This window comes from Paenibacillus sp. 79R4, from assembly GCF_013393165.1.
In the GTDB taxonomy this organism is placed as follows: domain Bacteria; phylum Bacillota; class Bacilli; order Paenibacillales; family Paenibacillaceae; genus Fontibacillus.
Genome location: NZ_QJOT01000005.1, coordinates 289,064 through 304,250 on the forward strand (window position 1 = coordinate 289,064; position 15,187 = coordinate 304,250).

Annotated in this window: 12 protein-coding genes; 11 read left to right on the plus strand and 1 reads right to left on the minus strand. The window is 45.9% G+C overall.

Going from position 1 to position 15,187, the window contains the following annotated elements; genetic code table 11:
- The first annotated feature begins 43 nt into the window (after positions 1–43).
- The 6 genes from hemQ (at position 44) to rarD (ending at position 8,113) form a co-directional block, all read left to right on the plus strand.
- Entirely contained in the window at positions 44–790 is a 747-nt protein-coding gene (gene hemQ, locus DMN77_RS09180; RefSeq protein ID WP_179014529.1) for a hydrogen peroxide-dependent heme synthase, read from the plus strand.
- A gap of 464 nt (positions 791–1,254) precedes the next feature.
- Entirely contained in the window at positions 1,255–2,619 is a 1,365-nt protein-coding gene (locus DMN77_RS09185) for a cytochrome ubiquinol oxidase subunit I (RefSeq protein ID WP_068779748.1), read from the plus strand.
- Positions 2,619–3,632 (plus strand): cytochrome d ubiquinol oxidase subunit II, encoded by a 1,014-nt coding sequence (locus DMN77_RS09190; protein WP_082790008.1) that lies wholly within the window; start codon positions 2,619–2,621, stop codon positions 3,630–3,632. The genes DMN77_RS09185 and DMN77_RS09190 overlap by 1 nt, the downstream gene beginning before the upstream one ends.
- Positions 3,633–3,675: 43 nt before the next feature.
- Entirely contained in the window at positions 3,676–5,442 is a 1,767-nt protein-coding gene (gene cydD, locus DMN77_RS09195) for a thiol reductant ABC exporter subunit CydD (protein ID WP_068779746.1), read from the plus strand.
- Positions 5,439–7,166, plus strand: coding sequence for a thiol reductant ABC exporter subunit CydC (gene cydC, locus DMN77_RS09200; protein ID WP_179014530.1), 1,728 nt, complete (start codon positions 5,439–5,441; stop codon positions 7,164–7,166). The genes cydD and cydC overlap by 4 nt, the downstream gene beginning before the upstream one ends.
- A 44-nt stretch (positions 7,167–7,210) precedes the next feature.
- A complete protein-coding gene (gene rarD, locus DMN77_RS09205) occupies positions 7,211–8,113 on the plus strand; it encodes an EamA family transporter RarD (protein ID WP_179014678.1) in 903 nt (300 codons plus the stop codon).
- 835 nt (positions 8,114–8,948) lie between these two features.
- Here the strand turns inward: rarD and DMN77_RS09210 are convergent.
- Entirely contained in the window at positions 8,949–9,548 is a 600-nt protein-coding gene (locus DMN77_RS09210) for a TetR/AcrR family transcriptional regulator (protein ID WP_068779744.1), read from the minus strand.
- Between the two features lie 231 nt (positions 9,549–9,779).
- Between DMN77_RS09210 and gap the strand changes: the two genes are divergently transcribed.
- The 5 genes from gap to DMN77_RS09235 all read left to right on the plus strand — a co-directional run bounded on the left by gap (position 9,780) and on the right by DMN77_RS09235 (position 15,140).
- Positions 9,780–10,790, plus strand: coding sequence for a type I glyceraldehyde-3-phosphate dehydrogenase (gap, locus tag DMN77_RS09215; protein WP_179014531.1), 1,011 nt, complete (start codon positions 9,780–9,782; stop codon positions 10,788–10,790).
- A gap of 220 nt (positions 10,791–11,010) precedes the next feature.
- Positions 11,011–11,250 (plus strand): NifU family protein, encoded by a 240-nt coding sequence (locus DMN77_RS09220; protein ID WP_068779742.1) that lies wholly within the window; start codon positions 11,011–11,013, stop codon positions 11,248–11,250.
- 1,629 nt (positions 11,251–12,879) lie between these two features.
- The gene (locus tag DMN77_RS09225; protein ID WP_179014532.1) at positions 12,880–13,671 is read left to right on the plus strand and encodes a ParA family protein; all 792 of its coding nucleotides are present in this window, start codon (positions 12,880–12,882) and stop codon (positions 13,669–13,671) included.
- A complete protein-coding gene (locus DMN77_RS09230; protein ID WP_179014533.1) occupies positions 13,661–14,710 on the plus strand; it encodes a ParB N-terminal domain-containing protein in 1,050 nt (349 codons plus the stop codon). The genes DMN77_RS09225 and DMN77_RS09230 overlap by 11 nt, the downstream gene beginning before the upstream one ends.
- Positions 14,694–15,140, plus strand: coding sequence for a DUF6075 family protein (locus tag DMN77_RS09235; RefSeq protein ID WP_179014535.1), 447 nt, complete (start codon positions 14,694–14,696; stop codon positions 15,138–15,140). Before DMN77_RS09230 ends, DMN77_RS09235 begins: the two co-directional genes overlap by 17 nt.
- The last annotated feature ends 47 nt before the right edge of the window (positions 15,141–15,187 follow it).

Below are 15,187 nucleotides of genomic sequence, written 5' to 3' on the forward strand. Positions count from 1 at the left end.
AAGCTATTGGATAAGCCACAACAATCAGGGGAGCTGAAGTAAGATGAGTGAGGCAGCAGAAACAATAGAGGGTTGGTACGCGTTGCATGATTTCCGCACCATTGACTGGGTTGCCTGGGAAAGTGCAACTGCAGAAGAACGCGAGTATGCAAAACATGATTTGATGACGCTAATCTACGAATGGTCGGCGGTCGAATCCCGAATGGAAGGCAGCTTGGCAATGTACGCCATCGTCGGCCAGAAGGCAGACATTATGTTTATAAACCTACGCGAGACACTCGAGGAGTTGAACTCAGTGGAGAACGCATTTAATCGTTCTCGGTTCGCCAAATTCGTAAAACCCGTTTATTCGTACGTCAGTGTCGTCGAGCTGAGCAATTATTTAGCAGCTCCCGGCTCCGATCCGATGCAAGTTCCCGAAGTAGCGGCTCGCCTTAAGCCAATCTTACCCAAGGCGAAACATATCTGCTTTTACCCTATGAACAAGCGACGCATGCTCAACGATAACTGGTACATGCTTTCTCTGGAGGAGCGCAAAAACTTCATGCGCAGTCACGGTATGATCGGCCGCACTTATGCAGGCAAGGTCAAGCAGATTATCACCGGCTCGGTCGGCTTCGACGATTGGGAGTGGGGTGTTACACTGTTTGCCGACGATCCGCTGCAGTTTAAAAAGCTCGTCTATGAGATGCGGTTTGACGAGACTAGCGCACGCTTCGGCGAATTCGGCCAGTTTTACGTCGGCAATATACTCACACCCGGTGGCTTGACAGAGTTACTGAACGTGTGAGGCCAAAAGAGTCGCGGACGTTCAGATTGTCGACGTGTCGCGACTCCATACGAAATTGTTAAGTGAATGAATACGTGTCCCACTCCTTCCTCTCAATTGGTTCTAGCACGGAATTGTTTCAACTGATGCAGTTTATCAGCGGCATATTCAGCATTGCTATTTTGTCCAGTGCAATAGCATCCTCCGCCAAGCCCCTGCAAAACTATTCTGGGGACTAGCCATGGCAGCGGTTTCGGTAAATTTATGTACATTTATGCACGTGAGACGACTAGCCAAAGTGCCGTGTAATTTTCTTCATCTCAAACAAGTTGAACTGAAACGTTATTGGTTTCATCAAGTTGTCAGAGAGAATTGATCCTTCCTGAACGAATATGGGAGAAGATGTGGACCGCGATTAGATTGCTGAAGGAAAGAGATATAATCAACTCAAATTACAAATCACTTTGGAAGGGAGGTCGTAAGGAATGGGAATTGATACGGTACTATGGAGCAGGCTGGTGACAGGAATGACACTAGGGTTCCATATGATATTCGCGACGATTGGTGTCGGTATCCCTCTCATGATCGCGATTGCTGAGTTCATCGGCATCCGCAAGCAAGATTCTCATTACACACTGATGGCTAAGAGGTGGGCGCGGGGATTTGTTATATCCGTCGCAGTTGGTGTCGTAACAGGTACGGCAATTTCACTGCAATTGGCATTGGTATGGCCGAATTTTATGAAGTTGGCGGGGAACGTTATTGCACTTCCGTTATTCATGGAGGTATTTGCATTCTTTTTTGAAGCTATCTTCCTAGGCATTTATCTGTATACGTGGGATCGGTTCAAGAACCCCTATATTCATTGGCTGCTCACACTCCCCATTGTCGCAGGGGCAGGCATGTCTGCTGTTTTTATTACGACTGTGAATGGTTTTATGAACCAACCTGGGGGATTCACAATGCAAGGCGGACAATTTACAGCCGTTAATCCAGTGCAAGCGATGCTGAATACGGCGACGTTCTCCAAAGTGTTCCATGTATTAAGCTCAGCCTACTTAACAGGAGCAGCTCTGCTAGCAGGGATTGCGGCTTTTACGATACTTAGAAAAGGGGTTACTGGATACCACAAAAAAGCGTTAAAGCTTATGATGGCCGTTGTCATGTTATTCGGACTGCTGAACACAGTAGCTGGAGATACATCTGCCAAGTTCTTGGCCGAGCATCAACCGGAAAAGCTGGCTGCTGCGGAATGGCATTTTGAGACCGGGAGCGGCGCGGATTTGATTCTATTGGGGTGGCTTAATGCCGAGCATAAAATGATTGGCGCAATTCACCTACCGAAGTTTCTCAGCTTCCTGGCTTTTGGAAATTTTAATGCGAAAGTAACAGGTCTGAATGAATTTTCTCCAGATGAACAACCTTCGCTCCTTGTGCATTATTTTTTTGATTTGATGGCTGGCATAGGGTTTGCGTTATTGGGTATATCCGTTCTGTATTTCCTATTTACATTCTGGAAAAAACGCAATGAGCACAACAAATGGCTGCTCCGCATTATTGCTCTAGGTGCGCCGCTCGCATTTTTGGGAGTCGAGTTGGGCTGGTTTTACGCCGAGTTGGGGCGGCAGCCCTGGATTTTACGAGGATATATGCGTGTAGAAGAAGCGGCAACGACATCGCCCAGCGTGAGAATTCTTTTCTTCCTCTTCCTTCTTCTTTACATCGTATTAGGCGTGGTTAGTGTTCTTGTTCTTCGGCGCTTGTTTCACAATAATCCGGCAGAAACTGAGATGGAGAAGTGGGCGCAGCATGCGGGTAACAAGAGGTCCGGGAAGGATGCGCATGCCTGATGAGTTATGATTTGATTGGAATTTCAGTACTTTGGCTGTTTTTGTACGGGTATCTTATTATAGCCTCCATTGACTTTGGAGCCGGTTTCTTTGCCTTTTATGCCCGCCTGACCAAGCAAGATCACCTCATTAATCGTCTGATTTCTCGTTATTTGTCACCCGTATGGGAGATCACAAATGTATTTTTTGTCTTTTTCTACATCGGCATGATCGGATTTTTTCCGGATACAGCGTATTATTATGGCTCGGCGCTTATTGTTCCAGGGAGTGTTGCAATCGTGCTGCTTGCTATTCGTGGCTCGTTCTATGCATTTGAAAACTATGGGTCCAAAAATAATATGGTCTATCTGTTTTTATACGGTGCAACGGGTTTGCTGATCCCAGCTTCATTGTCCGTGGCGTTAACCCTGTCTGAAGGCAGCTTTATCTTGAAGCAGGGTCAGACGGTTTCTCTGGATTACTGGGCTTTATTAACCAATCCATTATCGTGGAGCATCGTTGGATTGGCAATTGTGTCTGTTTTGTTTATTAGTGCCTGTTTTCTAACGTTTTACGCTTCACGAGCAGAGGACAAAGCTGCCTTAAAGCTTATGCGGACCTATGCGTTGTTCTGGAGCACGCCGACGATTATTATCGCCCTGACGGCCTTTATCTATTTGGGGCAACATAATGAGCGGCACTATCAAAATATGATGGATTTATGGTGGCTGTTAGCACTTTCTGTTACCTTTTTCATCATTGCGTTGTGGCTGTTATACCGCGGCCGCCGCTATGGGGTAGCATTTGTTTGCATCATGCTGCAATTTCTCTGTGCCTTTTTCACTTACGGGATTGGGCAGTATCCCTATATTCTTGATCCCTACATTACGATTCAAAGCAGCGTTACCTCATCCTCAATGGGCTTCGCGCTGGTTGTCGTATTTATCGGGGGTATGTGTCTATTAATTCCTTCTCTTATTTTGGTTTTCAAGCTGTTTCTATTTGATGCGGATTACGTGAAAGGGAAAAAGTAGGCTGATTACTCGCAGGCTATTACCATAAAAGGAGTTGAGTTTGGTGAAGGAGAAAAGAAGCTTGATGGCTATACAGTTAACCGCGCAACGCAAACGTCTCATTTACCTGTCATTCATCTCGCTCGCACTAGGCGCCGCGGTTGTAAGTCAGGCTGCACTGCTGGCTGAAGCCGTTCAGCAGATCTTTGTAGAGAAAGCATCTTTATCATCAGTTGCCCTACTGCTTGGCATCCTACTGGTCGTGATGACGATACGTACCCTGTTGTCATTAGGGAATGCCACAGTTGGTTTGCAAATGGCAGCAACCGCCAAAACAAACATGCGAGCAGCCGTGCTTGAAAATTTCATGCATGCTTCCATGCCTTCCTCCCTTCAAGAGCAAACGGGGGGAAAGGTCAGCATTGCGCTGGATGCAGTGGATGAGGCGGATAGTTATTTCAGTCAATACATGCCGCGCATGGTGGAAATGGCCATTATCCCCATTCTGATTATAGTCGTTACGTTTATCCAACATGCCAATTCAGGTATCATCATGCTGGTTACAGCACCGTTTATACCGATTTTTATGATTTTGATAGGACTGAAAACAAAAAATAAATCAGAAGAAAAGTATGCGCAGTTGGCTGAATTTGCCGGTACATTTCTAGATTCCCTTCAAGGGCTCGTTACGTTAAAAATATTCGGACGAGCCCGCCATCAGCAGCAAGAAATCGAACGTAGTAGCTTAAGATACCGCGATGCCACAATGGATATTTTGAAGATTGCGTTTACGAATACCTTTATGCTGGAATCAATTGTGATGCTGAGCATCGGGATTGTTGCTCTCGAACTGGCCATTCAGCTCCTTGTTTTCAAATCGATGTCTTTTCACACGGCCTTTTTTGTTTTGCTGCTCGTGCCCGAATTTTACAGCTTATTAAAGAGTTCAGGAACAGCCTTTCACAATGGGCGAACCAGTATGGGAGCGGTTCGCAAGGTCGAAACCATGCTCGCGGACACGAACGATGGAAACAATCTGAAGGATCAGCCGATAGGGCTCCAGCCATTTCCGAAGAAGCTGGTTCCAATGCCGCCCACCATTGAACTGGACAATGTCCGGTTTCAGTATGCACCTGACTCATTTGAGCTGAATACAGGTTCGATTACAATTGGACCAGGGGATCATATTGCCCTTGTTGGTCATAGCGGATCCGGTAAAACAACCTTGCTCCATCTTATATCGGGTTTACTAAGACCGGTGTCGGGGACCATTTGGGTGAGTGGAATCCCGCTTACTCAACAGAATGAGACGAGATGGTTCGAACATATTAGCTACATTACACAGCATCCTTACATTTTTGCAGGTACCTTCGCTGATAATATCGCAGTTGGCGCCGGGCGGAAAGTCTCCAGGGCTGAAATTGAGGCAGCGGCTGCGGACGCGGGTCTTTCACAGGTTGTATCCCAACTGGAGCAGGGAATTGATACCCCCGTCGGTGAAGGCGGTAGAGGACTATCCGGTGGGGAAAAGCAGCGGCTTGCCATAGCGCGGGCTTTTTTGAAGCGACCTTCCATTATTTTGTTCGATGAACCGACCGTTGGACTCGACCTTCACACCGAGGGCATCCTGCAACATTCGATTGCAACCTTGGCAAAATCAGCGACGATGATTACGGTTGCTCACCGACTGTATACCATTCGAAATGCGGACAACATTTTATTTATGGACCATGGCGTCCTAATAGGCTCGGGACATCACGACGCGCTTATGAAATGTCTACCTGCGTACGCAGAGATGGTCGATATCCAACGTAAAGGGGGGGCGAGATGAACGAATTGGCTATTTTGTTCCAAGCTATGATTAGGGAACGCAAAGATATTATTCTTTCCATTTTAGGTGGATTTGTCGCCGGTATTGCTGGTGTGATCCTCTTTTCTGCGAGCGGATACCTAATTTCGCAAACGGTGTTTGCACCTCCGCTGTATACTCTGATTGTACTTACTTCATTGGTCAAACTGCTCGGTTTGATTCGAGCGATGAGTCGTTATGGCGAGCGCTTATATTCGCATAGAGCGACGTTCTCTATGCTTAGCCGATTGCGAACATCCTTTTTTGCCAAGCTCATTCCTCTAACGCCGGGCATTTTAAGCAATAAACGAAGCGGGGATCTGCTTGCGCGAATCGTTGGGGATGTTGAAAGTTTGCAGCACTACTTCTTACGTGTCGCGTATCCGCCGATTATTGTTGTCATGGTGTTCTTGACAACAATGCTGGCTGCCGCCTCCTTTTCTTTCTGGATGGCCTGCTTGATGTTACTCGGTATGCTGGGAACCGTATGGTTCGTGCCGGGAATCGTGTTGCTAGGATACCGGAAAATCAATGGGCAGGTTCGCAATCAGCGGGCTTTGCTGTCTACGGAACTAACAGAGGTATTGTATGGTTTCCGGGATCTCAAAGTTTATGGGCAGCTTGCACAGCGGGAACAGCAACTACGCCAAGCTTCTGCTGCATTGGCAGCCGAGCAGCAGCAAGCGGCCGGGCAACTGCTACGTGGACAATCGATGCATGTCTTTATCACATATCTGATTTCCTGGGGAGTGTTGGCACTTGGTGCTTATCTGATATCAAATGGAACGCTAGCTGGCGTATATCTGGCTATGCTTGTCATGGCCTCATTAACTGTATTTGAAGAAGCAGCGGCTATGGCCACTTTGCCAGCCTATAAGCAAGATAGCGAACATGCAGCCAAGCGGCTGACGGAAGCAGTATTGACTCCTACAGTGCAGCCGGTTCAGCCAAGTCGTACGTTAAATACCGACCATGCCGTTTCTATTGAACTATCTAGCGTTTTATTTCAATATAAAGACGAGTGGAGGCCAGCATTGAAGAACGTTTCGTTGCAAATTCCACCAGGATCCAAAACAGCGATTGTCGGACCTAGCGGTTCGGGAAAGTCCACGTTGATTGAGTTGTTGCTCAAGCTACGTACACCAACGGCTGGGGACTTGCGACTGAGCGGCATATCAGTACAGGAACTGGAGGAGTCGAGCATCTGGAAAACGGCTAATGTCGTGCTGCAGCAAAGCCATTTTTTCCGGGGAACGATCCGGGATAATTTGCTCATGGATGGTGAGCATTATTCTGACGGCGACCTTTTGAATATTCTCGCTAAAGTACAATTGCCAACCATCTCGTTAACGGACCCCGTGTACGAAAAGGGAGCAAATTTATCGGAAGGCGAAAAACAGCGTTTGGCCCTGGCGCGGGCCATACTTCGCAAGGGAAAGCTATGGCTGCTGGATGAGCCGACGTCTTCGCTGGACTATGTGACAGAGCAACGTGTTTTGACGTACCTATACGAGCAAGCGTCCGCAGATACGCTTCTGCTAATTTGTCACCGGCTCAACGGTTTGGAAGGAATGGATAGAATCGTCGTTATGGAGCAAGGAGGGGTAGTAGAAACGGGTTCGTATTCCGAATTGATGAAGCAAAAAGGCTATTTTTATAAGATGAAACAAATTGAGTTACAATTAATTGGCGCTACGGGGGACTGAGCAAATTGCACTCAGACGTCGGAGCGGGAAGAAGGAAATTGATTATGAATAATGGGTTAATCAACGCTATTATCGCTTATATCATGTGGGGAGTTCTCCCACTTTATTGGAAGCTGTTTAATGATGTGCCCGCAGGCGAAATTTTATCGCATCGGGTTGTCTGGTCGTTTGTCTTCATGGGTATTCTCGTCACCGTCCAGCGCCGCTGGGGTGATATGAAGCGGATTGTGACTAGCCGTTCGCTCCTGCTATCGCTCACCGCCAGCGGACTATTGATCGCTGCTAATTGGCTCATCTTCATCTGGGCTGTCAACAACAACCATGTCGTTGAGACAAGCCTCGGCTATTATTTAAACCCGCTGCTGAACGTGTTACTAGCGATCGTCTTCCTTCACGAGAAGCCGAATCGTGGCCAGTGGCTCGCGATTGCCGTCGCTGGCGCGGCGGTGCTCATCATCGCAATCGACTATGGGCGATTTCCGTGGGTCGCAATCTCGCTGGCTGCATCGTTTGGCTTATACGGCCTTGCGAAAAAGAAGATTGCGCTAAACGCTTCTGTGGGCTTGTTGTCGGAGACAATTGTAGTTCTACCCATTGCGCTCGGCTACTGGGTCTATTTGGCCTCCGTGGGCAAGGCGATGACATGGACACTGGCTCCGTCTATGTTCATCGGGCTACTCCTTTCGGGCGTAGTAACGGCACTGCCGCTGTTCTTCTTTGCACGAGCAGCCGCCCGCATGGCGTTTTCCACACTCGGATTCGTACAATACATCGGGCCGACAATCATGCTGTTACTGAGCGTATTTGTGTTCGAGGAATCGGTTTCGTCTACCCTTCTCGTCGGTTTTGCACTCATTTGGACAGCGCTTGTTATATACGCTGTGGCATCGGTTCGTGGCACAAAAGTCACGAAGATGAATGTACCCCATGATAAAACCTATGTATGACGAGGCCTTCAGGTGTCAGAAAGTACAACATATTAATGAAGCGTCCAACCGGTGACAGACGTCGCTCGAGAACTGAAGATTAACCACGACACAGTGTATGGTCTTCCAATAATACGCTGCCTGTTCAACACAACGTGTTAAACAGCGAGTTCCAAGCGAAGAACCCCGAAGAGAAATAGGTTAGCGATATCTTCTATGTCTGGATCGCGGAAAGCTGGGCTGTATTGGGCCAAGCTTGTTGGCTAGCCAGGAAAGTAAAAAAGCCGCCTCCTTCGGAAAAGTATTTGTACCCATGCAATCTCCCGAAACGTGGCGGCCTCATAAAAAAGCCTACTTCAATATACTGATTTCGGAAGAAAGCCTCCTTCCCTACCAAGGAGATGCACTACGTCGATGTTGCGCGGAAATTCACCGTATATAAGTCATTTGTTTTTGGCGGAAGCTGCCTTCCAGCAGTAGAAGGGAATTTCGAGGATGGGGAGCAGCGGATGACGCGTAGCGGGTATACAAGGTTGACCACTCCACCATTTATTCAAGCGTTTGCTTACTCTCATGATCAGATTCTACAATCAAAAAAACAGCCTCCTGCCTTGGGCTCCCCATAAGGGGTAAAAAACAGGGGGACAGCTACATCTCGGACTTCTTGGCGACTGTGGAGAATTCTACAATGTTCCGAAACAACAGGATATAAGCCCGATTTAAAACGCTACCCTCATTTGCTCGACCTGAAGTAACATTCTGGTCGCAACAAATACTTTTATGTCGATATACCTCCAATATGTTGAGAGAGATCATATAAGCATCTTATTCTCTCTACGCTCCCAAGCACAACTGATTAACTATTTTTCAAACAACAATTCTGTAAATAGAACGCAAAGGATGCTGTATTCATTTGCATATGCTTATTATCCCCATCTAACTTGCTGAGTAAAATGCCTCCTTCGAGCAAGGAAAAGGCAAATGTAGCAAGTGCATCCGCATTCAAATCCTCCTTAAACTCCCCACTATTTATCCCGTTAAGAATTATACTCTTTATCATATCCAAATGGTTATGCAGCCCTTGTCTTGCCCGTTCTCGAAGCTCCGCATGAGTATCGTCACTTTCTACTGCTGTATTCTGCATAGGACATCCGCCAACAAATGGTGGATTACCAACAACATCTTCATAAACACGAAAAAAAGCAAGTAATCTCCCTGATGCAGACTGCTCCCGGTCGACCGCCTCAGCAAATTTGCTGATAACTATACTGGCAGCGTAATTGTAGGCTTCAAGCGCAATCTCATCTTTATTTGTAAAATGTCGATAGATGCCTCCCTTCTTAATCCCGGTGTCGGCAATAATATCGTTTAACGATGTACCAGCATAACCTCTTTGATTAAAGATTGCTGCCGATTTCATAATAATATGCTCTCTTGTTCGTTCTCCTTTTTTCATAGTTTCCTCCAAATGATCTTATTCTAAACTAACATTATATCAAATTTACAGCCGAAACCTTGCCAAAGTTATAAATTCTGATATAATAAATGATACCGATCGGTATCATTTATTATAAAACAAACCCATTCCAAAGGCAATCTTGTTTGGCTTCGGCCTATTGTTTACCTTTAAGTTCTACTGGACAAACTTATGTGGAATGAATTTGGAACGAAACAGGAGGACTATTTAATGAGAATAAAAGTAGGCATTAATGGTTTTGGGCGAATTGGAAGACTCGCTTTCCGTCGTATTCAGGAAATGGAAAATATCGAAGTTGTAGCGATAAACGATTTGACTGATGCCAAAATGCTGGCGCATCTGCTCAAATATGATACTACACAAGGCACTTTCCATGGTGACATTGATGTTCATGATGGAGCTCTTACTGTTAACGGCCAAGAAATTAAAGTGCTGGCTAACCGCAACCCTGAAGAAATCCCTTGGGGCGAGCTTGGCGTAGCTATCGTACTCGAATGTACTGGTTTCTTTACCACCAAAGAAAAGGCAGAGCTTCACCTGAAAGGCGGAGCAAAGAAGGTCGTTATTTCCGCTCCGGCAACAGGCGACATGAAGACCATCGTATATAACGTAAACCATGAAACACTGGACGGAACGGAAACCGTCATTTCCGGTGCCTCTTGCACAACGAACTGTCTCGCTCCCATGGCTAAAGCTTTGAACGATACATTTGGAATTCAGTCTGGGTTGATGACTACCGTTCACGCCTATACAGGCAACCAGAATACTCTTGATGCGCCAGATTCAAAAGGAAACTTCCGCGCAGCACGGGCTGCAGCCGAGAACATTGTTCCTTACTCCACCGGTGCTGCTAAAGCCATAGGCCTTGTTCTTCCTGAATTGAAGGGTAAACTTGATGGTGCATCTCAGCGTGTACCTGTAGCAACAGGCTCCGTAACGGAACTCGTAGCTGTTTTAAACACGAAGGTTACGGTTGAAGAAGTTAATGCCGTTATGAGAAAAGCATCAGATCCAGAAACATACGGATATACTGAGGACGAGATCGTATCTTCCGATGTTAGAGGAATGACGTTTGGGTCTCTTTTTGATGCAACTCAAACCAAAGTTCTAACCGTTGGCGACCAGCAACTGGTGAAAACCGTAGCCTGGTACGATAATGAAATGTCTTACACCGCGCAATTGGTTAGAACATTAGAATACTTCGCTAAAATCGCCAAGTAAATCATTGCCATTCTTCTTCACCCTAGCTGCAAGCATCAAAAGAGCAGGGTTTTTATGTACTGTACGGAAAGCTGCATATGCTGGAGCAAGACCAGTACTTCCGATTTCTAGAAAGTTACGCCAGGTGAAGAGTTAAGTTTTATCAGGACATGATTGATGAAACAAAGAAAATACGAACGGTGAAGCTAGATAGCGCAACCTTTATGAAAGGAGTTATGAAGTGGGAGATTCTCAGGAATTGTTCGAAGATGTAGATGATGTATTGAGAAGATTGCGTCCTTTTTTAAAGCGCGATGGTGGAGATGCCGAATTAGTTCAAGTTAAGGACGGAGTGGCTAAGCTAAAATTCTTGGGAGCGTGCAACGGCTGTCCCAGCGCAACGATCACATTGAAGGCTGGAATTGAACGTGCCATTTTTGAAGAAGTGGATGGCATTCATGAAGTCGTTCAAGTCTTCTAGAGAAAGGGTGCCCACACAAACTACCTCCTTGCTGACATATGTTTGGATGCCTTTCCCTACAATAAAAACGTAAACTAACTTGAAAAACATACTGCTTCATGACGAAGATTGCTCTATATCCAACGAAAGTATGAACTTCTGAAAAGATGGGCTTTTCCAAGGTGCATGAAGTGAGCGTGCTTCAAATTGGCCACAGCACTCTGCCTCTGCCGCCATCTCGCTAGGTCTGCGGCATAACTTTGAAAGGATCGATACATTCGAGAAACGGCAGCGCCATGGTCTCGCGGGCAGAAGATGTCCTAATTTGGCCCTCTTCGGGAGGCTTCGTGGCAGTAGAGTGACCTCAGCATTGATCGGCGCTAGCTAAGTTAGTCAAATTGAGGATGCGGTATCGTTAAATGTACCGAAGCTTAACCGTAAGTACTAGAACGGATCGAAGCGATTTGGCTCGGATAATTTACTTTCAATATAGGGGGCGGGGACAACAGTCCCCGCTTATTCTATTCTATCTACACTATTATTTTTAAAAGCTATATTTCCACGTAAATATTAATGGCGATAACAATCAAAGTAGATACTTAATGGTATTGTGAACTCTTTTCTCGAAATCTTAATCCAATTGACAATGTAGCAGGTTACAGCATCTTTATATAGCTCGCGAATATTGAGCTTTGTAGCCAAGCTACCTGGCGTCAAAAGTTTAATAATTGCATTTGCTTACCCTATAATCTCTTTTCCACAGACCATGCATGGGCTTGTGTTCATGCTGAGCCTTTACACTCTCCTCCTTGTTCATCCCTATTCTCTCTTCCTCCCCATTTACATAACAGGAAGCAATCATCAGATCTTAATGTTACCTTGATTTATGCAATGAAAACAAAGCTGATTGTGGCAAATCCCGCTACTCTTAAACGTTCTATGAACTACTGATCCGTATTAAGGAACAACAGGAAGCTCATCGCTTATCTTATCGCAATGCTTACTGCACAGACTACCTGGAGTATATTTATGTCGATACATTGGGGCAGCGCATTAAGCCAGACTACATTACTCAGCATTCTCCATCCTGTTGAACAGACACGGTTTAAAGCGAATCCTGTATCACGACCTTCGTCATAGCTGTGCCCAGCTTGTTAGTAACCAACGGTGTGAGCATGAAAGAAGTTCAAGAATGGCTAGGGCATAGCGACTACTCAACAACGGCAAATATTTATTCACATTTGAAATACAACTCGAAAGTATCTTCAGCTCAAGCCATGAGTGGAGTACTAAAACTCAAATAAAAAAAGCCCATTGGAAAGTATCTCCAATGAACTCTTTTAGCTATACCGGCGAGAGGACTCGAACCTCCACGGTTTCCCACTCGATTTTGAGTCGCACATGCTATTTGGAAGATAGCAGAAACTAAGTCAAAGATGAGGAATCTAAAACCCGCGAAAAGCCTTGTAAAATCAAGGTTTTTCGCGGGTTTTTTCGTTAAATTCAAGCGCCGCGAGGCTTCCCGACGACTACCCAAAATGAAGCCATTTGGGGACGTTGGGAAGAACTCGGAGAGAACGATAACAGAACAGCCCGCTCCCTACCATTGACAAATTAAAATGAAGCCACTGCTTCAGGGAGGGTTTTGAAATGACCAAAACAACGGTGATCACCATTGCCAATCAGAAAGGCGGTACAGGCAAAACAACCACTGCTTACAATCTGGCTTACGCCTTATCTAATGAAGGAAAAAAAGTGCTGCTGGTCGATTTTGACCCGCAAGGCAATCTGACTATGTGCTTTGGCATTGAACAGCCTGACAAACTTCAGTTTTCGATGTTCAATGTGATGAACGCCATGATGACGGACGAGCCGCTGCCATTGCCTGAAGAATATATTCATTCTCATGGCAACATCGACCTGATTCCGAGCAACATTGAATTGTCCGTAGCTGAGATTAATCTACGCGATGAAATGGGCGGCGAAAAAACACTGGCTTCCTTACTGGAACCAATGAAACACAAGTATGACTACATCATTATCGATACTAACCCTTCGCTTGGCTTGCTGACCATCAATGCACTAGCGGCCAGCGATAGCGTACTGATTCCAGTGAATCCTCAGCTATGGTCTGCGACAGGTTTGACCCAATTGCTCAAGATCATTGTGAAGGTAAAGAAGCGAATCAATCCGCGCATTAGCATTGAAGGAATCTTAATGACCATGTGCGATACGCGCACCAATTTGTATAAGGAAGCATTTCGTCTAGTGAAAGTGTACTACCGGGAAACCTTGCGGGTGTTCAATATCCAAATCCCACACTCCGTCAAGGTCGGAGAAGCCAACTTCTATAGCCAGAGCATTATTGAGTTTAATCCAAAATCAAAAGTCGCCGCAGCGTATCAGGAATTAGCCAAGGAGTTGATGGCGAATGGCAACTAAACGACCCGTTCCCAAGCTGGCCAGCATAGATGAATTATTGCTTCTATCGGAACAACCACAGGAAACCTCCGACCAAAAAGGAGGTATTCAATCTATTCCGATCAATAAAATAAGATTTTTCAAAGATCATCCGTTTCGCTTATATGAGGGCGAGCGGCTTACGGATATGGCGAACAGCATTGAAAGTAATGGCGTGCTCGTACCTGTTATTATTCGTAGAATCGAGACGGATGAGAACGGCTGCGACTTCGAGATGCTTGCCGGTCATAACCGGATGAATGCAGCATTGCTTATCGGTCTGGAGCATTTGCCCGCCATCGTGAAGGAAAATCTCACAGATGAAGAAGCACTCATGTATGTGGTGGAGACGAACGTGCTTCAGCGCTCATTTAGTGAAATGCTTCCATCTGAAAAATCCAAGGTGCTGTCTCTTCGTTACTCCGATATGTTTTCGCAAGGGAAGCGCAACGACATTATCGACGAACTTAAAAAGCTGGAAAACCCGCAGTATGACAAGGAAAATGAAACTTCGTCCCTAGTAGGGGCGAAGTTGCGAAGCGACGAGAAATTAGGCATCGAATATGGATTATCCAAAAATACGGTTGCCCGTTTATTGCGAATTGACCATTTAATAGTTGAGTTGAAGAGACGTATTGATGATGGGGAAATCGGTATTTATCCAGCAGTCAGCTTGTCGTATTTGCCTGAGACCGAGCAAAGCTTCGTTGAAGAAGTTCTGACTCGAAACGAGTATAAGGTGGACATGAAGAAAGCCGATTTGTTGCGTTCTTACTCCGGTAAGCTCACTACCGAACAAGCGGCAAAAATCTTATCCGGCGAAGCTACTCGCAAGCCGCGCAGCAAGTCCCCTGCTCCCTTTAAGCTCAAGCATAAAGTCTATGCCAAATATTTTGCGCCTGATACTAGGGCATCAGAGGTAGAGGAGATTATCGACAAAGCCCTGGAAATGTACTTCTCTCATCAACGTCAGCAACCCAATCAAGAAACGAAGGAGGATGACCATGATTACAAAGTTTAAAGACCTTGAGCATCACCAATTTTACGAAGGCATGATTCGCATGACGCACAGCCATACAGACCCGTATCGCCAAGCGTTGTTTTATCTGCTAGGCCTGACAGAACAAACCCGTTCCCATGTACGCGATTTGTACGATTTCGATGAAAACAGCATTTGCCTGGAAGGCTTGAATAAAGGCTGGCAAACCAGTTCCACCGTCAAATTAACCCGTCTGGCGTTCAACCTGTACAACGGATATTCCGGGGATGAAGATCGTGATGCCGCTCGAAACTACAGCCCATACTTTTTATTCGACACTCATCTCTTACCGTACTTCTTTGAAGCTGCCAAATTGCGCTATCCCGAATATGCGAAGATTCATTCTCACGATTTTATGCAATTTCCCTATAGCGCGGCGGAAAAACATGAGGAATTCGACTTTGGGCATTGATTGCTCACCACCCGATTGGAGCGATATTTCATGAGCCCGCCACGTAA

Excerpts from the sequence above, each read along its gene's own strand:
- DMN77_RS09235 (WP_179014535.1), top strand. The coding sequence starts at position 14,694 with ATGATTACAAAGTTTAAAGACCTTGAGCATCACCAATTTTACGAAGGC.
- DMN77_RS09185 (WP_068779748.1), top strand. The coding sequence starts at position 1,255 with ATGGGAATTGATACGGTACTATGGAGCAGGCTGGTGACAGGAATGACA.
- DMN77_RS09225 (WP_179014532.1), top strand. The coding sequence starts at position 12,880 with ATGACCAAAACAACGGTGATCACCATTGCCAATCAGAAAGGCGGTACA.
- rarD (WP_179014678.1), top strand. The coding sequence starts at position 7,211 with ATGAATAATGGGTTAATCAACGCTATTATCGCTTATATCATGTGGGGA.
- DMN77_RS09190 (WP_082790008.1), top strand. The coding sequence starts at position 2,619 with ATGAGTTATGATTTGATTGGAATTTCAGTACTTTGGCTGTTTTTGTAC.
- gap (WP_179014531.1), top strand. The coding sequence starts at position 9,780 with ATGAGAATAAAAGTAGGCATTAATGGTTTTGGGCGAATTGGAAGACTC.
- hemQ (WP_179014529.1), top strand. The coding sequence starts at position 44 with ATGAGTGAGGCAGCAGAAACAATAGAGGGTTGGTACGCGTTGCATGAT.
- cydC (WP_179014530.1), top strand. The coding sequence starts at position 5,439 with ATGAACGAATTGGCTATTTTGTTCCAAGCTATGATTAGGGAACGCAAA.
- DMN77_RS09210 (WP_068779744.1), bottom strand. The coding sequence starts at position 9,548 with ATGAAAAAAGGAGAACGAACAAGAGAGCATATTATTATGAAATCGGCA.
- DMN77_RS09230 (WP_179014533.1), top strand. The coding sequence starts at position 13,661 with ATGGCAACTAAACGACCCGTTCCCAAGCTGGCCAGCATAGATGAATTA.